We start from the raw sequence: 20070 nt of genomic DNA on the forward strand, positions 1-20070 counted from the left end.
CTGACCGAGGAGGTCACGGCCCGCAAGGGCTGACCTCCACGGGTACTGCGACGGAGCCCCGCCGTGCCACGCAGGCACCGCGGGGCTCCGCGCGTCATTGACGGCCCGGCTGGACGGCCTTAGCGTTGTTTCAACGGTTTGTTGAATATGGAACGCTGGAGGGCGGCAGATGGCCCAGGACGGGACGGTCCGCACCTCACTCGGCGACGCGGTGCGCCAGGACATCGGCGCGTCCCTGGCCGGTGTCGACGCCGAACTCGCCCGCCGCTACCCCGGGGACCCCGGCACCCGGCAGCCCGTGCACACGGTCTACGTCCCCGCCGACGCCTTCGCGCACGACACCGTGCGGACCTGGGGCGACCGCGCCCTCGCCGCCCTCGACGAGCACGCGCCGGACGCCGCCTCCCTCGCCGAAGTCCTCGGTCTGCCGCCCGGGTCCGCGGCGGCGGTCCACGACCGCGTCCGCGCCAAGCTGCGGCGGGAGCCCGTCGAGGATCTGCGCATCGACTTCGAGGACGGCTACGGTCCCCGGCCCGACGCGGAGGAGGACGCGGCGGCGGCCGCCGCGGCACGCCTCGTGAACGCCGCCGTGGCGGACGGCAGCGCGCCCCCGTACCTCGGCATCCGTATGAAGTGCCTGGAGGCGGCGGTCCGGGACCGGGGCATCCGTACCCTGGACGTCTTCCTCACCGGCCTCATGGACGCCGGGGACCTGCCGCGCGGGCTCGTGCTCACCCTGCCCAAGGTGACGTTCCCTCAGCAGGTCACGGCGATGGTGCGGTTGGTGGAGGAGTTCGAGAAGGCCCGCGGGCTGGACGCGGGACGGATCGGCTTCGAGATCCAGATCGAGACGACGCAGTCCGTGCTGGGTCCCGACGGCACCGCCACCGTCGCCCGGTTCATCGACGCGGCCGGGGGCCGGGTCACCGGACTGCACTACGGCACCTTCGACTACAGCGCCGCCTGCGGCGTGAGTGCGGCGTACCAGTCGATGGACCACCCCGTCGCGGACCACGCCAAGGCCGTCATGCAGGTGGCCGCCGCCGGCACGGGCGTCCGGCTCTCCGACGGCGCGACGAACGTCCTCCCGGTCGGGCCCACCGCGCAGGTCCACGATGCCTGGCGCCTGCACTACGGGCTCGTCCGCCGCTCCCTCGCCCGCGCCTACTACCAGGGCTGGGACATGCACCCCGGCCACCTGCCCACCCGCTACGCCGCCGTCTACGCCTTCTACCGCGAGGGCCTCCCCGCGGCCGCCGCCCGCCTCGCCGCGTACGTCGCCCGGGCCGGCGGCGACGTCATGGACGAGCCCGCCACCGCCAGGGCGCTGAGCGGCTACCTCCTGCGCGGCCTCGACTGCGGCGCCGTCGACCCGGACGAGGTCACCGCCGCCACCGGCCTCTCGCGAAGCGACCTCGACGCGCTGGCGGGAGTGCCCGGCCGGGGCTAGCCGTCGCTCCGGCCGTGGACGGCGCCCGCGCGCCCGACTGGCCGAGCTCTCGCGGCACTCGGCGACGTCGGCCGGGTAGGTCTGCAGCGCCCGCGGCCCGGCGGCGCGGCGGTCGCGGCGCAGGGCGATGTCCTCGGTCTGCTCCCGTACCCGTACGGCGTGCCGGACCTCGGCCGTACGGAGGCGGCGCTCGCAGGCGTCGTCCGTGAAGGCCGCGACGAGGTCGGGCCGGCGGGTGAATCCTGCGTCCGCCACGCAGCGGGACCACCTGTCCCAGGCCGCGCGGAGACGGGGTCGCGCTCGACAGCCTTGCCGACCTCGGGCGCCCGCTTGCGCGTAGAGCAGGTCCCGCCCGAGGCCGATGCCGCGCTTCAGCCGCCGGGCCGCGTCGGTGTCGCACGCGGGCAGGTCCGCGTACTCGGTGACGGTCATCCGGCGCCCCTCCGGCTCGGCGGTCGGGTGCCGTGCCGGGTACCAGCCGCGCCCCCGGCGGCGGACGGTGTCGAGGGCCGAGAACGCCGTAGCCGGTGACGACCGCGATGCCGACGACGGTGGTGGCTCCGGGGGAGCGTGGGTAGTGGGGGTGAGTGGGAAGTCCGGGTGGCCGTGGTCCGCCGTGCACGGCCGGACCGGCAACGCCGATGTCGGCCTGTACCGCCGGTGGTCCGCCGGCGTGATGTCGTACCGCGCGGTCGGGAGGGGGCCGAGGTCCGACGCCGCCCTGACGAACTCCTGGCGTTCGGGGCCCGAGGCCCAGATCGGCACCCGCACCGCCGCCTCCGGCCGCCGTCCCCGCCTCGCTGATGCCGGCGGACACCGGCGGGCGGCGGTACGTCATCGGCCACCCCCCCCCGATCGGGAGGGGCGTAGGCACGGCAACACGCGGACGGGTGGCTAGCGCACCGGGCCGTCCGGGGCGAGGCCGCGCCCGCTCAGCCAGCGCATCTGCTCCAGCGGCTGCGAACCACGGCCCCCGGCGTGGTCGCCGAACTGCCAGACGCGGATGTCCTTCTCGCCGGCGTAGCGGTTGTACGCCGCGTACACGGTCGAGGGCGGGCAGATCGGGTCCATCAGGCCCACGCTGAACAGCGCTGGGGCGCTCGCGCGCGGCGCGAAGTGGACGCCGTCGAAGTAGGAGAGCGTGCCGAACACCTCCTGGGGTCCACCCGCCGGTGCACCCCGAGATACTGCGCGAGTTCGGGATACGGGCAGTCGGCGGCCGTGTCCGCGCCGCGCCGGAAGTGGCACAGGAACGGCACGTCCACGAGCGCCGCCGCGACCGCGCCGCCCGTCGGCCCGGCGACCACCAGTGCGAGCCCGCCGCCCTGGCTGACGCCGGAGACGACCACGCGCCGCGGATCGACGCGCGGGTGCTCGCGCAGGGCGTCGACCGCCCGCACGCAGTCCGCCATCAGGCGTCGGTAGTAGTAGTGCTCGGGGTCCTCGATGCCCCGCGTCATGAAGCCCCCGACGTACTGCGGCCCGGGCATCGCGTCCGGATCCGGGGTGTCGTGACCCTGGCCGCGGCTGTCCACGACGAGGTGGGCGTACCCGGCGGCACTCCACAGCAAGTGCTCGTGGTGCAGGCCGCGTCCACCGCTGTAGCCGATGTAGGTGACGACGCCGGGCAGCGGCTCCGTCGCCCCGCGCGGCAGCAGCAGCCACGCGGCGACGGGCTGACCGCCCCAGCCCGGGAAGCGCACCTCGAAGACCTCGACCGTCCGCAACGGCGAATCCGCCACGGGCCGGTACTCGGCGTCGCCCCCGGCGGTCTCCCGGGCGGTGGTGATGGTCTTGGCCCAGAAAGCGTCGAAGTCCTCCGGCTCCGCTGTCTCCGGTGCGTAGGTGCGCAGTACGTCCGACGGCAGGTCGGTGAGCGCATGGCGGTACGTCCCCTCCTTGATCGGCGGCCATCGGGCCGCCCGGCGCCCGAGGTGTCAACGGCCCGTCGTCGCGGTGGGGCCGTCAGGTCATGGGCGGGAGTTCGCCCGAGCCGCGTGCGACGAGCCGGCAGGGGAGTACCAGGCGGTCGGGCGCACCGGCGGCGCCGTCGAGCCGCTGGAAGAGCAACCGCGCCGCCGTGCGGCCGAGTTGTGCCGGGTCCTGGGCGACGACGGTGATCGCGGGCCGGAGGAGGTCGGCGAGCTCGAAGTCGTCGAAGCCGACGAGCGCGACGAGCTGCGGGCGGTCGGCCAGCACCCGTACCGCGGTCACGGTGATCCGGTTGTTGCCCGCGAAGATCGCCGTGACGGGCTCCGGCCCGGCCAGCATCCGGTCGAGTTCCGAACGCACGCGGTCCGGCGCGGTCGTGCCGCAGGAGACCCAGCCGTCGTGGACGGGGAGGCCGGCGTCGGCCATCGCCTCGCGGTAGCCGCGCAGGCGCTCGGCGGCGGTGTGGATGCGGGGGAGGTCACCGATGAAGCCGATGCGCCGGTGCCCGTGGGCGATGAGGTGCGCGACGCCTTCACGGGTGCCGCCGGCGTTGTCGCTGACGACCACGTCCGCGTGGATGCCCCCGGCGGGCCGGTCGACGAAGACCGTGGCGACCCCTGCCGCTATCTCCGGTTCCAGGTAGCGGTGGTCCTCGCTCGCCGGGACGATGACCAGGCCGTCGACGCGCCGAGCACAGAACGCCAGCACCAGCTCCTGTTCGCGTTCGGCGTCCTCCGCGCTCGACCCCGTGAACAGCAGCGTGCCGTGCGCCCGGGCCAGGTCCTCGACGGCCCGGCTGAGCGGGGAGTAGAAGGGGTCCGCGAGGTCCTCCAGGACGAGCCCGATGCTGGCGGTCCGGCCCTTGCGCAGCAGGCGGGCGCTGTCGTTGCGGCGGAAGCCGAGGGCGTCGATGGCGGCCTGCACGCGGGCGATCGTGTCGTCGGTGACCCCCGGCTCCTCGTTGACGACGCGGGAGACGGTCTTCAGGCCGACACCGGCCCGAGCGGCGACGTCCTTCATGGTGGGCCGGGCGGTACGCGGAATATCGGTCACGCCGGGATCCTATGGGCTGGACAACGTTGTCAACAAAGGGCGACACTACGCCCATGCCGTTCGAGAGCACAGCTGAACCCATCGCACCGCCGTCGCAGGCCGCAGACCGGGGTCCCCTGGTCGCCGCCGTGGACGTCGGGGGCACGAAGATCGCGGGCGCCCTGGTGGACCCGCATGGGCGGCTGCTGCTGCGCGCCCTGCGTCCCACGAGGGCGGACCGGGACGCGGAGACCGTGATGGGATCGGTCGCCGAAGTGCTGGACGAACTGCGCGCGGCGGCCGAGTGGTCGCGCGTCGTCGCCGTCGGCATCGGCAGCGCCGGACCCATCGACGCCTCGCGTGGCACGGTCAGCCCGGTCAACATCGGCGCCTGGCGCGACTACCCGCTGGTGGCGGAGGTCGCCGCACGGGTGGACGGACTGCCCGTGGTGCTGACCGGCGACGGCATGGCGATCACCGCCGCCGAGCACTGGCAGGGTGCGGCCCGCGGCCATGACAACGCGCTCTGCATGGTGGTCTCCACCGGCGTCGGCGGCGGCCTCGTCCTCGGCGGCGCACTGCATCCCGGACCGACCGGCAACGCCGGCCACATCGGCCACATCAGCGTGGACCTCGACGGCGACCTGTGCCCCTGCGGCGGCCGGGGCTGCGTCGAGCGGCTGGCGAGCGGCCCCAACATCGTGCGGCGTGCCCAGGAGGCCGGCTGGCTCCCCGCCGCGGGGGAGGCGGCCGACGCCGCCGCCGTGGCCCGTGCCGCCCGCGCCGGGGACGCGGTGGCGCTGGCGTCCTTCGACCGCGCCGCGCAGGCACTGGCCGCGGGCATCGCCGCGACGGCGACGCTGGTGGAGATCGACATCGCCGTGATCGGCGGAGGCGTCGCCGGCTCGGGCCCGCTGCTCTTCGATCCCCTGCGCACCCATCTGCGCCGGTACGCCACCCTGTCGTTCGCGGCCGGGGTGAAGGTTGTCCCCGCGGTGCTCGGCACGGACGCGGGCCTGGTCGGCGCCGCCGCGGCGGCCGGCGAGGCGCTGGGCCTGGAGGCGTTCGGCGCGGCCCGCTAGATGATCGATTCCAAGGGTTAGTGGTCGTAGGCGGTCAGGGAGCGCAGGGTGGGCTGGCCGGTGTGGTGGTTGTGCCAGATCGCGGCGGTCAGGGCGAGGAGTCGTTGCAGGATGCGGACGGCCACGCCGCCGGGGGTGCGGCCGCCGTGCCGCTCCAGGTCCAGTTGGCCTTTGAGGGTGTCGTTGACCGACTCGATCAGCTGCCGTAGCGGCTTGAACAGCTGTGCTCCGGCCCGCTCGGGTTCGCCCTTGCGGGCCGGCCGCAGTAACCGCACGTCCAGTTCTGCCAGGCGCCGCTCGAACTCGCGACCGTAGTAGTGCCGGTCGGCTATCAGAGTCTGGCCCGGGCGGTCGGATGCCAGGTCGCCGTCGACGGTCAGCAGGTCCAGCAGCGTCTCGCGTTCGTCGGCCTTGGCGCCGGTGAGCGCGAAGCCGACGGGGAGCCCGTGCAGGGTGCACACCAGGTGGAGCCGCAGTCCCCAAAAGTAGCGGCTGTGGCTGGCGCAGTAGCCGTATTCGGCCCATCCGGCCAGGTCAGAGCGACGCACGGTTTCCTTGGAGCGGCCGCATTCCACCGGCGTGGAGTCCACCACCCACACATCGTCGTTCCACAAGGCGGTGTCGGTGGCCAGGATCCGGATCGTCAACCGGATCAGCTCGGCAGTCCGCCGCAGCCGCTTGTTGTAGCCGGGCTGCAATGGCAGGTACGGGAACAGGTGCCGCAAGCGGGTCCGGGCATGCCGTATCCAGCGGGCTTCGGAGGTGTAGCCGAGCAGGGCCTGCATCACCGCCAGGGTGACCAGCTCGGCGTCCGACAGCCGCGGGGCGATGCCCACCGTGGGCCGCCACGGCGCCAGATGCGGCGAATCCTTCAACAAGTCGTCGACACGCACGTAGAGTGCAGTCGCGAGGGTGTCTATCTCGGTCGTCACACACTGAGAGTGGACACCCTCGCCTTATCTCGTGACCGAACCCTTGGAATCGATCATCTAGACGCGGGCCCAGTTGTCCGCGGGCGTCCGGCTCCCCCGAGCCGCCGGACGTCCGGGTCGGCGTGCGGCACGCCGGCAACGCCCGGCCGCGGGTCGTGGCGCTCACCCCCTGGCGCGGCGGCCGCCCCGTTCGTCAGGAAGCGGACGACGGGCCGCCCCCGGCGGGCGCGGTCGCGTGACGGGCGCCGGGAACGACCAGGAGCGCGTGGATCCCCGGTATCCGGGCCCGCGCGCGGTCCGGCATGCGCCGGGAACGTAACTGCGCTGTCCCGGGACACCCGGAGCGGTCCGGACCGAGGTCCTCCGACAGGTCGCGCTCGTGGCCGGATCGGCACTCTTGACGCTGCCGCGTTCCTGGTCCGCGCGCTGCCGTGCGATCGGTTCACAGCCCGTTCGCCCGGGACGCCGACACGGGCTGAGCTCGGGGTACGCGGGTTCTGAAGCCACCGGTATGCGCCGATGGCCGGGTCTGTGCGTTTGCCGACGCCGATGATCCGGGCAATTCGTAGGGGGCTACCGGGCAACGGAAGAGGGGGCACCGTGATCGTCTGGCTCAACGGCACGTTCGGCGCGGGCAAGACCACTGCGGCACGCGAACTGCTCGATCTGCTGCCGGGAAGCGTGCTCTACGACCCGGAACTCATCGGCACCGGGCTGCGGCTCATGCTCCCCGAGAAGCGGCTGGGCGAGGTCTCCGACTACCAGGACCTGCCCTGCTGGCGGCGGCTGGTGGTCGACACGGCGGCCGCGCTGCTGAGCGAGATCGGCGGCGGGCCGCTCGTCGTGCCGATGACCCTGCTGCGGCAGGAGTACCGCGACGAGATCTTCGGGGGCCTGGCGGCCCGCAGAATCCCGGTGCGGCACTTCGTGCTCGACGCTGAGGAAACGGTTCTGCGCGAGCGGATCGAGCAGCGTGCGGACATCCCCGGCGACCCGGTGGCGAACGCGGAGGTCCGCGGCTGGTGCCTGGAGCAGCTCGCCGCCTACCGAGAGGCGCTGCCCTGGCTGACCGCCGACGCCCATGTCGTCGACACCACCGGCATGGGCCCGCGCGCCACCGCGGAGCGCGTCGCCGAGGCGATACGCGAGGGCGCCGGCGTCTGCGACATCGTGCAGACCCCGGAGCCCACGGCGGAGACGCTCGCCGCGGGCGTGCTCCTCTTCGACGAGGAGGACCGCGTCCTGCTGGTCGACCCCACCTACAAGCCCGGCTGGGAGTTCCCCGGCGGGGTCGTCGAGCCCGGTGAGGCCCCCGCCCGGGCCGGGATGCGCGAGGTCGCCGAGGAACTCGGCCTGCACCTGCCGACCGTTCCCCGGCTGCTCGTCGTCGACTGGGAACCGCCCCTGCCGCCCGGCTACGGGGGCCTGCGGCTGCTCTTCGACGGCGGCCGTCTCGGGGCCGCCGAGGCCGAACGCCTCCTCCTGCCGGGGGCCGAACTGCGCGGCTGGCGCTTCGCCAGCGAGGACGAGGCCGCCGCCATGCTGCCGCCGGTCCGTCTCACGCGCCTGCGGTGGGCCCTGCGCGCCCGTGAGCGCGCCACCGTCCTCAACCTGGAGGCGGGCGTGCCCGTGGGCAGCTGATCGCTGATCGCTGATCGCTGATCGATGCCGGTGCGCGGCCTGCCCGGACGGTCGACCGGCCGACCGTCCGGGCAGGCCGCCGGAGAGGCGTGCCGACACCCGGCCGCACGGGCACCGGGTGTCGGCGGCCGGGGTGTCAGACTGCCTTGCTCTCGGCGTAGCCGCGGAGGAACAGCGCCTCGGCGAGCGAGAGCTTCTCCAGCTCCTCCGGGGAGACGCTCTCGTTGACCGCGTGGATCTGCGCCTCGGGCTCGCTCAGCCCGATGAGGAGCATCTCCGCCTCGGGGTACAGCGTGGCAAGGGTGTTGCACAGCGGGATGGAGCCGCCCATGCCGGCGATCTCGAGCTCCTTGCCGTAGGCGGCGCGCATGGCCTCCGCCATGGCGGAGTACGCCGGGCTGGAGGTGTCGGCGCGGAAGGCCTGGCCCAAGCCGGTCCGGGTGACCTCGACGTGGGCGCCCCAGGGGGCGGCGGCCTTGAGGTGGGCGATGAGGAGATCGGCGGCCTCCTGGGCGTCCACGCCCGGCGGGACCCGGAGGCTGACCTTGGCGCCCGCGGTGGCCTGGACGGACGGCGTGGCGCCCACGACGGGCGGGGCGTCGATGCCGAGCACGGTGACCGAGGGACGGGCCCAGACGCGGTCGGCGACCGTGCCGCCGCCGACGAGGGAGACACCGTCCAGGACCTTGGCGTCGCCGCGGAAGTCCTCCTCCGGGTACTGCAGCCCCTGCCACGAGGCGTCCATGGCGAGCCCCTGGACCGCGGCGGCCCCGGTCTCGTCGTGCAGGGTGTGCAGGATGCGGATCAGGGCGCTGAGCGCGTCGGGCGCGGCGCCGCCGAACTGACCGGAGTGCAGGTTGCCCTGCAGCGTGCTCACCTTGACCTCGACCATCGCCATGCCGCGCAGCGTGGCCGTGGCGGTGGGCAGCCCGCAGCGGAAGTTGCCCGTGTCGCCGATGACGATCGCGTCGGCGGCGAGCAGCTCGGGGTGCTCCTCCGCGTAACGCTCCAGGCCGCCCGTGCCCTGCTCCTCGGATCCCTCGGCGATGATCTTCACGCCGACCGGCACCCCGCCGTTGTCGCGCAGCGCGCGCAGCGCCGTGAGGTGCATGATCAGACCGCCCTTGCAGTCGGCCGCACCGCGCCCGTACCACCTGCCGTCGCGCTCGGTCAGCTCGAAGGGCGGGGACAGCCAGCCGGCCTCGTCCAGCGGCGGCTGAACGTCGTAGTGCGCGTAGAGCAGCACGGTGGGCGCGCCCTCGGGGGCGGGCAGGTATCCGTAGACCGACTGCGTGCCATCGGGGGTGTCGAGCAGCGCGACGTCCTGGAAACCCTCCCCGGTCAGAGCGTCCGCGACCCACTGCGCGGCCTTCTCGCACTCGCTCCTCGGGAACTGCCTCGGGTCCGCCACCGAGCGGAACGACACCAGCTCGGCCAGCTCGGTCCGGGCCCGCGGCATCAGGGCGGCGACGGTTGCGGCGAGTGGTGCGGCGGACATGGGCGCTCCTGGTGGGTGCGTGTTCGGTCGAACGCGTGGTTCGTGTACTGGTGCTCGGGATCGATGGTGCCACAGCCGTGTCCGCGCACCCGCGGATTAGTATGCGGCTGAGCAGGGGTGACAGCAGCCTGCGGGTCGGACGGGAGCGGGAGCACGTGAGCAGCGAGTACCAGGCGCAGGACGGCGGTTCGGCGGACGGCGCCGAGGACGCATCGGTGTGGGATGTCGTCGTGGTCGGGGCGGGGCCCGCCGGGGCATCGGCGGCCTATGCCGCGGCCGCGGCCGGACGCAGTGTCCTGCTGTTGGAGAAGGCCGAGCTGCCCCGCTACAAGACGTGCGGCGGCGGCATCATCGGGCCGTCCCGGGACGCACTCCCGCCGGGCTTCGAACTTCCGCTCCGTGATCGCGTGCACGCGGTCACCTTCAGCCTCAACGGGCGCCTCACCCGGACCCGCCGGTCCCGGCACATGCTCTTCGGCCTGATCAACCGGCCCGAGTTCGACGCCCAGCTCGTCGAGGCGGCCGTTGCCGCGGGCGCCAAGCTGCGCACCGGTGCCGCCGTCTCGCGGGTCGAGCAGCACGGCACCTCCGTCCCCGACCGGCGCACGGTCGCGGTGGTCCTCAACAACGGCGAGACGGTGCTCGCGCGGGCGGTCGTCGGCGCCGACGGCTCCGCCAGCCGCATAGGCGCCCATGTCGGGGTCAAGATGGACCAGGTCGACCTGGGCCTCGAGGCCGAGATCCCGGTCCCCCCGGAGGTGGCCGAGGACTGGACAGGCCGGGTCCTGATCGACTGGGGCCCGCTGCCGGGCAGTTACGGCTGGGTCTTCCCCAAGGGCGAGACGCTGACGGTCGGAGTGATCTCCGCGCGCGGCGACGGCGGCGCCACCAAGCGCTATCTGGAGGACTTCATCGGCCGGCTCGGTCTGGCCGGGTTCGAACCGAGCATCTCCTCGGGCCACCTGACGCGTTGCCGTGCCGACGACTCCCCGCTGTCCCGCGGCCGGGTGCTCGTCTGCGGGGATGCCGCCGGCCTGCTGGAGCCGTGGACCCGCGAGGGCATTTCCTTCGCCTTGCGCTCGGGCCGTCTCGCGGGGGAGTGGGCGGTGCGGATCTCCGAGTCGCACGACGCGGTCGACGCCCGGCGTCAGGCGCTCAACTACGCCTTCGCGGTCAAGGCCGGTCTCGGTGTGGAGATGGGGGTGGGCCGCCGCATGCTCGGCATCTTCGAGAAGCGCCCCGGTCTGCTGCACGCGGTCCTCACCACCCTCCCGCCGGCGTGGAACACCTTCGCCCGGATCACTCGCGGTTCGACCTCGCTCGCCGAGATCGTTCGGACCCATCCCCTGGCCCGTCGTGCGCTAGAGTCATTCGACCGCTCCTGATCTTCATCTGTCCATCTACTGCCTGCCTTAAAGAGGGTGTTGAGGGGCAGACACCTTCTTGGAGGTAGCCCTGACATGCCGTTGAGGAATGAACAAGGCCGACTGCCCTGGTGGGCCCGGTGGTTGACCGGGCTCATAGTGCTGGCGGGCCTGCTGCTGCTGGTCGCCAAAGCCGACCTGATACCCGGCCTGCCCAACCCCTTCGCCGAGGAGACCAAGGACCGCACCGGCCCCGTGGTGCTCAAGGCGATCCAGGACATGAACCGCTTCGAGGGAGCCAGCGGCGACTTCCAGGTCGTCGTCGACCTGGAGAAGGACGCCAAGTTCCTGCCCGACGCAGTGCGTGGCCGGCGCACGCTCTATGTCGGCGCCGGCAGCGTCGACGCCTATGTGGACCTCGGGGACGTGGGCCCGAAGGGCGTGCAGGTCACCGAGGACCGCAAGTCGGCGGTGCTGACCCTGCCGCACGCCCAGCTGGAGCGCACCTCGCTCGACCCGGACCGCTCCTACATCGTCGCCGAGGAGCGGGGCTTCTTCGACCGGCTCGGCGACTTCTTCTCCTCGCACCCCAACGACGAGCAGCAGATCCAGCAGCTGGCCGCGAAGAAGATCCAGGACGCGGCCAAGAAGACGGAGCTGGCGCAGCGGGCGGAGACCAACACCCGCGCCATGCTGGAACGTCTGCTGATCTCGCTCGGCTTCGAGCGCGTGGAGGTGCGGTTCAGCTGATGGCCGTGATCCGGAAGACGGGGTGCTTGGGGGCTATCGCGCGCAGCTCCTCGTCCGTGGAATCGGGGCCGACTCCTCCGAAGAACACGCCGACCTCCGCCTTCCAGCGCTTGAGGTAGGCACGCAGCACCTCGGGCTTGGCGTCGTCGCCCACCTCGGCGGCGGTGAACTCCTCGACGCGCTTGCCCAGCAGGAGTTGACCGCCGCCGGCGGCCCGCATGTTGTGGGTCCACTGCACGTGGCCGCGGGGAGCGACGAGAAAGCGCTCCCCGCCCACGACGAGCAGGTTGACCGGTGTGCGGCGCCATTCCCCGCTCTTGCGCCCCTTGACGGCCAGCACGCGGGAACCCCACACACTCACACCGCGCCGGGTGAGCCAGCCGACGAAGCGGTTGAGGACATTGACGGTGATCCAACCGGGCTTCTTGACGTGCTCCGACATCTCGGACATGAGGACTCCTCCGTAAAGTGTGAGCGGTGCTCTCGCTTGAGAACAGTGTGCAGCAGCAGGGCCGTGAAAGCAAGAGCGGTGCTCTCAATCTTGGTCGCGCACTCCGATCCGTTTACACTGATCCTCATGAGCGTGATCAGGACGGCCAGGGAACGGGCTCGCGGTGAAGTGACCGCCGCCATCAAGGAAGAAGCGCGCCGGCAGCTCGCGGACGAAGGCGCGGCACGCCTCTCGCTCCGCTCGGTGGCCCGGGAGCTCGGCATGGTCTCCTCGGCCCTGTACCGCTACTTCCCCAATCGGGACGAGCTGCTCACCGCGCTGATCGTCGACGCCTACGACGCCGTCGGTGCCGCCGCCGAGACCGCGTTCGAGGGGGTGGGGGACGCCGACCCCGTCACGAGCTGGATCGTGGTCAGCCGGGCCGTGCGCGGCTGGGCACTGGAACACCCCCATGAGTACGCCCTGATCTACGGATCCCCGGTGCCCGGGTACAGCGCGCCGCTCGACACCATCGGCCCGGCCTCCCGCGTCGCGCTCGTGCTGCTCACGGTGGCCGAAAGGGCCCACGCCGACGGACGCCTGGCCCTGCCCGCGCCGGACGCGCCGCTGAGCGCGGGCGTGCACGCCGACGCGTGGCGGCTCGTCAAGGACCTCGACCAGGACCTGCCGCCGCAGGCCCTGCCGGCGTTGATCGCCGCGTGGGCCCAGCTCTTCGGCCTGATCGGCTTCGAGCTCTTCGGCCAGTTCAACAATGTGGTCGAGGCACGGGACGAGTTCTTCGACCACGCCATGGCGAGCCTGGCGCACCAGGCCGGTCTCCGCCGTGATCCTGTACTCCCGGAGGAGTAGACGAGGTCACCGCCGTGATCGGACGCCGACCGCCGGTCCGTCGTTCTAGCGTGGCCGCATGAGCGACGACGCAGCCGGATCCGCGCCGCAGGGCGGTCCCCGATGGGGTCCGTCGTGGACACGCCACGGCGGACCCGGGCACGGCGGCGGTGACGGCCTCCCGCGCCGCCCCTGGATCGCGTCGATCGTGCTCGCGTTCGTCCAGGTGGTCGGCACGACCGCCGCGTCGCACAACGGCACCGGCCATGTCCCGCTCGACCACTTCGGCTACCTGCTGCTGATCGCGGGCCCCGTAGCCCTGCTGTGGCGCCGGCGGGCGCCTGTCGTGGTCGCCGCCGCCGTGTCCGCGGTGACGCTGGTCTACCTTGCCGCGGGCTACGCCTACGGCCCGGTCTTCCTCAGCGTCGTCGCCGCCTACTTCTCGGCGGTGGCCGCCGGGCGGCGCCGGTCCGTCTTCGTCGTCGCGGCCTGCCTGTACACGGCTTACGTGATCGTCACGCTGTGGCTGTACCGCTTCCTGCCGCCCGCCGGGGACGGCCGGGCCTCGTGGGCGCAGGTGTCCGGCGCCGCGGCATGGCTGCTGGCCATCCTCGCCGTGGCCGAACTGTGGCGGCTGCGCCGCGAGCAGTATGTCCGCGAGCGACGGGAGCGGGCCGAGGCCGAGCGCCGCCGGGCGGACGAGGAGCGGCTGCGGATCGCCCGCGAACTCCACGACGTCCTCGCGCACAGCATCTCGGTGATCAACGTGCAGGCCGGTGTCGCCCTCGCCCTCATGGACGAACGTCCCGAGCAGGCCCGCCAGGCCCTCACGACCATCAAGGCAGCCAGCAAGGAGGCGCTCGGCGAGGTCCGCCAGGTCCTCGGTACGCTCCGTTCCCCGGGCGAGGCGCCCAGGTCCCCGGCGCCGGGCCTGGACCGGCTGCCGGAACTGCTCGAACAGGCCGCCGGCGCCGGTCTCGGCGTCGACGTGACCCGTGAGGGAACCGCCGTCCCCCTGCCTCCCGGCGTCGACCTGGCGGCGTTCCGGATCGTGCAGGAGGCACTGACCAACATCATCCGGCACTCGGGGGCGCGCACGGCGCGCCTGGGGATCGTCCACCGCGCACGGGAGATCGAGTTGTGCGTCGACGACGACGGTCCCGCCACGGCCGTCGCAGGGCAGTCCCCGTCCCCGGAGACCGGCGGCGGCAACGGGCTGCTGGGCATGCGGGAGCGTGCCGCCGCGCTGGGCGGAGAGGTGGTGGCGGGACCCCGTGCGGACGGGGGTTTCCGCGTCCTGGCCCGGCTGCCCTTCGATACCGTCGCGGCCACGGCCGTCCTCGACAAGGAGATCCGATGATCCGGGTGGTGCTCGCCGACGACCAGGTGCTGGTACGCGCCGGCTTCGCCGCGCTGCTGGACGCCCAGCCCGACATCGAGGTCGTCGGGGAGGCTCCCGACGGTTCGCAAGCCCTGCGGTTGGTCCGTGAACTGGCCCCGGACGCCGTGCTGATGGACATCCGCATGCCGGTCATGGACGGTCTGGAGGCCACCCGCCGGATCACCGACGACCCGGCACTCGCGGACGTCAAGGTGGTCATCCTCACCACCTTCGAGCTGGACGAGTACGTCTTCGAGGCCATCCGTGCCGGCGCCTCGGGCTTCCTGGTGAAGGACACCGAACCCGAGGAACTGGTGCGCGCGGTCAGGGCGGTGGTGGACGGCGACGCGCTGCTCTCACCGGGCGTGACCCGGCGCCTGATCGCGGAGTTCGCGGCCCGTTCCAAGGCGCCCGCCGTCGCGACGGAGCTGGAACGGCTCACCGAACGGGAACGCGAGGTGATGGCCCTGGTGGGGATCGGTCTGTCGAACGAGGAGATCGCCCGGCGCCTGGTGGTCAGCCCGCTCACCGCCAAGACGCACGTCAGCCGCACCATGGTCAAGCTCGGCGCCCGCGACCGGGCCCAACTGGTGGTCCTGGCCTACGAGTCCGGCCTGGTGCGGCCCGGCTGGCTCGGCTAGGCCGTCCGGACCCGCGCCCCCGTTCGTCGCGCGGGTCCGGACGGCGGTCCGGGTGTCATTCGCCCACGGTGACCCGCTCGGCCTCGGCGGCCTTCCGCGTGCCGTCGGACGAGGCGACGACGAATCCGTACGAGGACCGGCGGCGCAGCCCGGTCAGCGTGATCAGCAGTCCGGCCAGCGCGATGACGCTGACGACGACCAGTCCGGGCCGGAAGCTGTCGAGCACCGCCTGCGGGGTGGCGGCCCCGCGCCCGTCGCCTGCCGTGATCGCGGCCGTCACGACGGCCAGGAAGATCGCGCCGCCCACCTGGAACGAGGTGTTGAGGAGTCCGGAGACCATGCCCTGCTCCTCGTCGCGCACGCCGTTGGTGGCCTGGATGTTGAGCGACGGGAAGACCAGCGCGCAGGCGGCGCCGAGCAGCAGCATCGAGGGCAAAATGACGGCGGCGTAGTCCGGGGTCAGGTCGATCCGCAGGAAGAGCACGTAGCCGATGAACAGCAGGGTGAACCCGGTGGCGATCACCCGGGGCGTGCCGAAGCGGTCCACCAGCGGCCCGATGCGCGTCGAGGCGAGGGCGACCAGCGCGCCCGCGGGAAGGAACGCCAGAGCCGTCTGCAGCGCGGACCAGCCGAGCAGGGACTGCATGTACTGGGTGACCATGAACTGGAAGCCCACGTACGAGCCGAAGAACGCGGCACCGCCGAGGTTGGCGCGGATCTGCTGCGGGGAGCGCAGCACGCCCAGCCGGATCAGCGGGTGACTGCTGCGGTGCTCGATGACGCCGAACGCGGTGAGCAGCACGGCGACGGCGGCGAACGACAGCAGCGTGCGGGCCGAACTCCAGCCCGCCTCGGGGGCGGAGACGACCGTGTAGACCAGCAGCAGCATCGAGGCGGTCCCGGTGAGGGCGCCGGGCAGGTCGTAGCCCCGGCCCTCGCCCTTCTCGCGCGGACTCGACGGGATCAGCCGCAGTCCCGCGACCAGCGCCAGGATCGCGACCGGGGCGGGCAGCAGCATGGTCCAGCGCCAGCCCACCTCGGTGAGCAGTCCGGAGAGCACCAGGCCCATGGAGAACCCGGTCGCGCCGCAGGTGGTGTAGATGCTGAGGGCCCGGTTGCGGACGGGACCCTCGGGGAAGGTCGTGGTGATGATCGACAGCCCGGCGGGGGCGGTGAAGGCCGCGCTCAGGCCCTTGATGAACCGGGTGGCGATGAGCAGTTCGCCGGAGTCGACGATGCCGCCCAGCAGGGAGGCGGCGGCGAAGACGCCCAGCGCGATCAGGAAGACCCGGCGCCGGCCGAGCAGGTCGGCGGCGCGGCCTCCGAGGAGCAGCAGGCCGCCGTAGCCGAGGATGTAGCCGCTGACGACCCATTGCAGGGACGAGGTGGTCAGGTCGAGGTCGTGGGCGATCGACGGCAGGGCCACGCCGACCATCGAGACGTCCAGGGCGTCGAGGAAGAGCGCGGCGCACAGCACGAGCAGGGTGCCCCACTGGCGGGCGCTCCAGCGGCCTTCCGTACCGGGGACGGTGGTGTCGGGAGAGGTCATGCGGAGGACAGTACATGCATGTGCATCAAATGCAAATGCATTTAATGTGTGTACATGGATTGGCGGATTTCTGCTATCCTGCGCCCATGACCGGCGTGAAGAGTGAACATGCGCTCGTGGAGCGGTGGCGGGAGGTCCTTGCCCTGCACGCGCGGACCGCGTGCGAGCTCGACCGCGAACTGCACCAGCTGGGCCTCGGGGCGAGCGACTTCGAGGTGCTCGACATCCTCGCGGAGGGCGACGTGGTCGAGGGCTGCACCTTCCGCGTCCAGGAGCTCGCGGACCGCGTGCACCTGAGCCAGAGCGCGCTGTCCCGCCTGGTCGGCCGGCTGGAGAAGGAAGGGCTGGTCAGCCGCGGGAGCTGCAGCGAGGACCGGCGGGGGGTCCGGGTGGGGCTGACGGACGCCGGGCGCGCGCGTCACGAGGAGGCCAGGCCGGTCCAGCGTGCCGTCCTGGAGCGGATCCTCGGCGAGTCCTGACCGCTGGCCGGTCCTGTGCGGGCGGTCCTCGGGGTTCAGCGGACGGCGGGCTTGCGCCGGCCGTAGAGCTGCTTGCGCACCCGCGCCACGACCGTGCCGTCGTCGGCGACCACGTCGTTCTCGAGCCACACCAGCGCCTTGTCGCCGTGTGCGGTGAGGTCGCGCATCTCGTCCAGCCGGTCCTCGGTGAGCTTGAAGTCGGCGAACACGTCGCCCCGGCCCGGCGAGAGGAAATCGATCTCGGCGGCGCGGTCCCACACCGAATAGTCGCGGCCGAGGCGGTTCATCGTGAGCAGCATCCAGAACGGGTCGGCCATCGAGAAGAGCGAACCGCCGAAGTGGGTGCCCACGTAGTTGCGGTTGAACCGGTGCAGACGCAGCCGGACCCAGGCCGAACTCCAGTCGTCGGCGATGTCGAGCACCCGGATGCCCGCGAAGAGGTAGGGCGGCCACCAGTTGATCGCGCGGCGAAGGCTTGCGGGGGTGAGGGAGCGTCGTGCCATGGGCGTGACGGTAGCACGAAGTTACTCGCCGGTAATGCTCCTTGTGCAGGCGTACGTCAGGTGATGGCCCCCGTGCGCCGCCACAGCGCCAGCAGCGAGGTGTCGCCGGTGACCTGGAGGTTCTCGTACGGAGCCCGGTTCCACAGGGCGAGGTACAGGTCGGCGGCGGTGCCGCTCACCGTGCAGTCCGCGTCGTCCTCGACCGCGTGCTCGACGATGAGGGGATCTGCCGAGACGTGGGCCAGCCAGTCCCCGCGCTCCGCGGGCACGTCGACGGCGCGCACGCGGAGCGTCCCCGGTATCTCGTTGCGTACGCGGCTCTTCGTTCGCGCATGGAAGCCGGTCAGCAGCTCGTCGATGCCGTCGGCCGCGAAGACGGGATCGACGGCCGTGGGCGTGCGGCCCGCCGCGATCTCCGCGTCGACACGGTGCACAGCGGTCTCGTGCGCCTGCCGCCGGGCCCAGAAGCCCAGCGGGGAATCGGCCCGCAGGAAGTGCCAGCACTCCATGTCGGGCGGGGCCGACTCCAGTACGGACACCAGACGCTCGTGCCCGTCCCGGAACCAGGCGAGCAACTCCGCGTCGCCGGCCGGTGTCCCGGCGGTGATCGGCTCCGGCTGCATCCGCCCCTCGGCGACGAACCGGGTCGCCCAGCGGTGCACGATCCCCTGATGGAGGACCAGGTCGCGCACCCGCCAGCCCGGGCACGGCGGAACGGCTCCCTCCAGGCCGGCCCGCTCCGCCGCGTCGGCCAGCAACGTGCCATCTGTGCGGAGCGTCTCGATGAACTCGGCGGTCTCCATGGCGTGATTGTGGCACCGGGGTCGGACAACCCCCCGCGCCGGGGTGGTCAGTGCAGTTGCGGACGCCGCTTCCTGGCCCGAGCGATGATCCCCAGCACCGCGGCGTTCAGCACGGCCGACAGCAGTGCCGCGAGGACCGCCGTCCACCAAGCGCCCCAGCCGTACGCGGCGTTCGCAGCCTCCTGCCCGCCGGCCGCGGCGAACAGCCGCCAGAACATGGGCATCCACGGCAGGGTCAACAGCACGAGCCAGACCCCGGAGAACGTCGCGTCCTCGTGCGAGACGAAGGCCGTGTCGACGAGCAGGAACACCAGGGCCGCGGTCACCAGGCCCAGGTAGACGCGTGAGACGCGCTCTCGGTACACCGACCGGGCCACTGCCCGGAGCCGGTGGGGAATCGACATGTCTCCTCCGGTGGCTGGGTGTGATCCACAGGGCATACCACCACCATGGCCCTCCCCGCCGTCCTCATGGGTGGAGATGACGCGTCAGTTTCCGTCGGATCCCGCGAGGCGCCGTGCCGCGCCGGCGATCATGGCCGCCGTCGCGGCGAGCACGGCGACCGTGGTCAGCGCGACCGGCAGACCGGAGGCGTCGGTGAGGAAGCCGATCGCCGGCGGACCCAGCAGGAAACCGCCGTACCCCAGGGTCGAGGCCGTCGCGACACCGCTCGGGCCGCCCAGGGCGCCGGCCCGGGCGATCGCCACGGGGAAGATGTTGGCCAGGCCGAGGCCGGTCAGCGCGAATCCCGCCAGTACCAGCCACACCGCCGGCGCCAGCGCCGCCACCAGCATGCCGGCGCACGCCGTCAGCCCGCCCAGGACGACGGCCCGGGTCGGCCCGAGCCGCATCAGCAGGGCTGTGCCCGACAGGCGGCCGACCGTCATGGCGAGCGCCACCGCCGCGTAGCCCGCCGCGGCCAGGGCGGGCCCGGTGTGCAGGTCGTCCTGCAGGTGCAGCGGGCCCCACTCGGCCAGGGCACCCTCGCCGTAGGCCGTGCAGAGGGCGATCAGCCCGAACACCGCGACCAGCCATCGGGTGCGTGCGCGGGACCACCCCGCACCGTCCGTGTCGCCCGCGCCGTTCCCCGCCGCGTCGGCCTCGTCGGCCGGACCGTCCGCGGGCCGTACCAAGGGGTGTGCCAGGAGCGCCCGCCCGAGGAACGCCGTCGCCGCCGAGCCGAACGCCGCGACCCCGAGGAGGTGCTGCGAGGGCGTCAGGTGCGCCGCCAGCGGCCCGCCCACGCCGGCGCCGACCAACCCGCCGAGGCTGTACGCCGCGTGGAAACCCGGCATGATGGGGCGCCGCAACGAGGCCACCAGGTCGACCGCGAGACTGTTCATCGCCACGTTCATGCCGCCGAAGCCCACGCCGAGGAGCAGCAGCACCAGGCCCAGTGCCAGAGGGGAGTGGGTCATCGGAGGCAGCGCCACGCTCAGTGACAGGACGACGGCCGTGGCGATCGTCACCGGAGCAGCGCCGAAGCGCCGGCACAGCCACCCGCTCGGGATCATCGTGCCGAGGGCGCCCGCCGACACGCCGAGCAGCGCGAGGCCGAGCGCCCCGGCGGACGCGCCCACCTGCTCCTTGACCGCCGGGATGCGCACCACCCACCCGGCGAAGACGAAGCCGTCGAGGGCGAAGAAGGCCGTCAGCGCGATGCGGAGCCGCCGGAGCGGCACCGGGGAGGTTGTGTGATCTTGTCCTGCGAGTACGCTCCGTATTTTGTTTAGGCTCGGCACAAAGTGAGAATA

The 20070-nt window shown here is 72.7% G+C and carries 18 protein-coding genes and 1 pseudogene; 9 read left to right on the forward strand and 10 right to left on the reverse strand.

Annotated elements, in window-relative coordinates; all coding sequences use genetic code 11:
- Positions 1 to 169: 169 nt before the first annotated feature.
- A complete protein-coding gene (locus tag ACIP98_RS21385) occupies positions 170 to 1450 on the forward strand; it encodes a DUF6986 family protein (protein ID WP_401977422.1) in 1281 nt (426 codons plus the stop codon).
- Between the two features lie 894 nt (positions 1451 to 2344).
- On the opposite strand, the pseudogene ACIP98_RS21390 reads toward ACIP98_RS21385, so the two are convergent.
- Both ACIP98_RS21390 and ACIP98_RS21395 read right to left on the reverse strand, forming a co-directional pair.
- Positions 2345 to 3354 (reverse strand): annotated as a pseudogene (locus ACIP98_RS21390) (acetylxylan esterase).
- 61 nt (positions 3355 to 3415) lie between these two features.
- On the reverse strand, positions 3416 to 4402 hold the full coding sequence (locus ACIP98_RS21395) for a LacI family DNA-binding transcriptional regulator (protein ID WP_319664261.1): 987 nt from the start codon (positions 4400 to 4402) through the stop codon (positions 3416 to 3418).
- Between the two features lie 86 nt (positions 4403 to 4488).
- On the opposite strand from ACIP98_RS21395, the gene ACIP98_RS21400 reads away from it, so the two are divergent.
- Positions 4489 to 5496 (forward strand): ROK family protein, encoded by a 1008-nt coding sequence (locus tag ACIP98_RS21400; RefSeq protein WP_319664153.1) that lies wholly within the window; start codon positions 4489 to 4491, stop codon positions 5494 to 5496.
- Positions 5497 to 5513: 17 nt separating this feature from the next.
- Here the strand turns inward: ACIP98_RS21400 and ACIP98_RS21405 are convergent, their stop codons facing one another.
- Positions 5514 to 6428: an IS982 family transposase gene (locus ACIP98_RS21405; RefSeq protein ID WP_319666058.1), complete on the reverse strand. Its 915-nt coding sequence runs from the start codon at positions 6426 to 6428 to the stop codon at positions 5514 to 5516.
- Between the two features lie 600 nt (positions 6429 to 7028).
- Between ACIP98_RS21405 and ACIP98_RS21410 the strand changes: the two genes are divergently transcribed.
- Positions 7029 to 8069, forward strand: a complete 1041-nt coding sequence (locus tag ACIP98_RS21410) for an NUDIX domain-containing protein (protein WP_401977424.1) — start codon at positions 7029 to 7031, stop codon at positions 8067 to 8069.
- Between the two features lie 136 nt (positions 8070 to 8205).
- On the opposite strand, the gene ACIP98_RS21415 is transcribed toward ACIP98_RS21410, so the two are convergent.
- Entirely contained in the window at positions 8206 to 9567 is a 1362-nt protein-coding gene (locus ACIP98_RS21415) for a dipeptidase (RefSeq protein WP_401977426.1), read from the reverse strand.
- 101 nt (positions 9568 to 9668) lie between these two features.
- On the opposite strand from ACIP98_RS21415, the gene ACIP98_RS21420 reads away from it, so the two are divergent.
- Both ACIP98_RS21420 and ACIP98_RS21425 read left to right on the forward strand, forming a co-directional pair.
- Positions 9669 to 10952, forward strand: coding sequence for a geranylgeranyl reductase family protein (locus ACIP98_RS21420; RefSeq protein ID WP_401977428.1), 1284 nt, complete (start codon positions 9669 to 9671; stop codon positions 10950 to 10952).
- Positions 10953 to 11027: 75 nt separating this feature from the next.
- On the forward strand, positions 11028 to 11681 hold the full coding sequence (locus ACIP98_RS21425) for a DUF4230 domain-containing protein (protein ID WP_319664158.1): 654 nt from the start codon (positions 11028 to 11030) through the stop codon (positions 11679 to 11681).
- Here the strand turns inward: ACIP98_RS21425 and ACIP98_RS21430 are convergent.
- A complete protein-coding gene (locus tag ACIP98_RS21430) occupies positions 11674 to 12123 on the reverse strand; it encodes a nitroreductase family deazaflavin-dependent oxidoreductase (protein ID WP_401977566.1) in 450 nt (149 codons plus the stop codon). The two genes, ACIP98_RS21425 and ACIP98_RS21430, sit on opposite strands and share 8 nt — an antisense overlap.
- A gap of 135 nt (positions 12124 to 12258) precedes the next feature.
- On the opposite strand from ACIP98_RS21430, the gene ACIP98_RS21435 reads away from it, so the two are divergent.
- Genes ACIP98_RS21435 through ACIP98_RS21445 form a run of 3 tightly spaced genes read left to right on the forward strand, consistent with a single transcriptional unit; the run spans position 12259 to position 14982 of the window.
- Positions 12259 to 12981, forward strand: a complete 723-nt coding sequence (locus ACIP98_RS21435) for a TetR/AcrR family transcriptional regulator (RefSeq protein WP_401977430.1) — start codon at positions 12259 to 12261, stop codon at positions 12979 to 12981.
- A 58-nt stretch (positions 12982 to 13039) separates the two neighbouring features.
- Complete coding sequence (locus ACIP98_RS21440) at positions 13040 to 14320, forward strand: sensor histidine kinase (RefSeq protein WP_401977432.1); 1281 nt, start codon at positions 13040 to 13042, stop codon at positions 14318 to 14320.
- Positions 14317 to 14982: a response regulator gene (locus ACIP98_RS21445; RefSeq protein ID WP_401977434.1), complete on the forward strand. Its 666-nt coding sequence runs from the start codon at positions 14317 to 14319 to the stop codon at positions 14980 to 14982. The genes ACIP98_RS21440 and ACIP98_RS21445 overlap by 4 nt, the downstream gene beginning before the upstream one ends.
- 55 nt (positions 14983 to 15037) lie before the next feature.
- On the opposite strand, the gene ACIP98_RS21450 is transcribed toward ACIP98_RS21445, so the two are convergent.
- A complete protein-coding gene (locus ACIP98_RS21450; protein ID WP_319664163.1) occupies positions 15038 to 16531 on the reverse strand; it encodes an MFS transporter in 1494 nt (497 codons plus the stop codon).
- Between the two features lie 86 nt (positions 16532 to 16617).
- On the opposite strand from ACIP98_RS21450, the gene ACIP98_RS21455 reads away from it, so the two are divergent.
- Complete coding sequence (locus ACIP98_RS21455; RefSeq protein WP_319664164.1) at positions 16618 to 17010, forward strand: MarR family transcriptional regulator; 393 nt, start codon at positions 16618 to 16620, stop codon at positions 17008 to 17010.
- A gap of 35 nt (positions 17011 to 17045) precedes the next feature.
- On the opposite strand, the gene ACIP98_RS21460 is transcribed toward ACIP98_RS21455, so the two are convergent.
- From ACIP98_RS21460 to ACIP98_RS21475, 4 genes are all read right to left on the reverse strand, one after another.
- Positions 17046 to 17513 carry a DUF4442 domain-containing protein gene (locus ACIP98_RS21460; RefSeq protein WP_401977436.1) on the reverse strand — a complete coding sequence of 156 codons (468 nt, stop codon included), beginning with the start codon at positions 17511 to 17513 and terminating at the stop codon, positions 17046 to 17048.
- 56 nt (positions 17514 to 17569) lie between these two features.
- Positions 17570 to 18316, reverse strand: a complete 747-nt coding sequence (locus tag ACIP98_RS21465; protein ID WP_401977438.1) for a maleylpyruvate isomerase family mycothiol-dependent enzyme — start codon at positions 18314 to 18316, stop codon at positions 17570 to 17572.
- A gap of 47 nt (positions 18317 to 18363) precedes the next feature.
- Positions 18364 to 18720 carry an SCO4225 family membrane protein gene (locus ACIP98_RS21470; protein ID WP_319664167.1) on the reverse strand — a complete coding sequence of 119 codons (357 nt, stop codon included), beginning with the start codon at positions 18718 to 18720 and terminating at the stop codon, positions 18364 to 18366.
- Between the two features lie 84 nt (positions 18721 to 18804).
- A complete protein-coding gene (locus ACIP98_RS21475; protein WP_319664169.1) occupies positions 18805 to 20058 on the reverse strand; it encodes an MFS transporter in 1254 nt (417 codons plus the stop codon).
- Positions 20059 to 20070: the final 12 nt, after the last annotated feature.

It is taken from the genome of Streptomyces sp. NPDC088354 (assembly GCF_044753585.1).
GTDB lineage: Bacteria > Actinomycetota > Actinomycetes > Streptomycetales > Streptomycetaceae > Actinacidiphila.

Excerpts from the sequence above, each read along its gene's own strand:
- ACIP98_RS21465 (WP_401977438.1), bottom strand. The coding sequence starts at position 18,316 with ATGGAGACCGCCGAGTTCATCGAGACGCTCCGCACAGATGGCACGTTG.
- ACIP98_RS21435 (WP_401977430.1), top strand. The coding sequence starts at position 12,259 with ATGAGCGTGATCAGGACGGCCAGGGAACGGGCTCGCGGTGAAGTGACC.
- ACIP98_RS21455 (WP_319664164.1), top strand. The coding sequence starts at position 16,618 with ATGACCGGCGTGAAGAGTGAACATGCGCTCGTGGAGCGGTGGCGGGAG.
- ACIP98_RS21415 (WP_401977426.1), bottom strand. The coding sequence starts at position 9,567 with ATGTCCGCCGCACCACTCGCCGCAACCGTCGCCGCCCTGATGCCGCGG.
- ACIP98_RS21450 (WP_319664163.1), bottom strand. The coding sequence starts at position 16,531 with ATGACCTCTCCCGACACCACCGTCCCCGGTACGGAAGGCCGCTGGAGC.
- ACIP98_RS21400 (WP_319664153.1), top strand. The coding sequence starts at position 4,489 with ATGCCGTTCGAGAGCACAGCTGAACCCATCGCACCGCCGTCGCAGGCC.
- ACIP98_RS21445 (WP_401977434.1), top strand. The coding sequence starts at position 14,317 with ATGATCCGGGTGGTGCTCGCCGACGACCAGGTGCTGGTACGCGCCGGC.
- ACIP98_RS21385 (WP_401977422.1), top strand. The coding sequence starts at position 170 with ATGGCCCAGGACGGGACGGTCCGCACCTCACTCGGCGACGCGGTGCGC.
- ACIP98_RS21430 (WP_401977566.1), bottom strand. The coding sequence starts at position 12,123 with ATGTCGGAGCACGTCAAGAAGCCCGGTTGGATCACCGTCAATGTCCTC.
- ACIP98_RS21460 (WP_401977436.1), bottom strand. The coding sequence starts at position 17,513 with ATGGCACGACGCTCCCTCACCCCCGCAAGCCTTCGCCGCGCGATCAAC.
- ACIP98_RS21425 (WP_319664158.1), top strand. The coding sequence starts at position 11,028 with ATGCCGTTGAGGAATGAACAAGGCCGACTGCCCTGGTGGGCCCGGTGG.
- ACIP98_RS21470 (WP_319664167.1), bottom strand. The coding sequence starts at position 18,720 with ATGTCGATTCCCCACCGGCTCCGGGCAGTGGCCCGGTCGGTGTACCGA.
- ACIP98_RS21440 (WP_401977432.1), top strand. The coding sequence starts at position 13,040 with ATGAGCGACGACGCAGCCGGATCCGCGCCGCAGGGCGGTCCCCGATGG.
- ACIP98_RS21420 (WP_401977428.1), top strand. The coding sequence starts at position 9,669 with ATGCGGCTGAGCAGGGGTGACAGCAGCCTGCGGGTCGGACGGGAGCGG.
- ACIP98_RS21395 (WP_319664261.1), bottom strand. The coding sequence starts at position 4,402 with ATGAAGGACGTCGCCGCTCGGGCCGGTGTCGGCCTGAAGACCGTCTCC.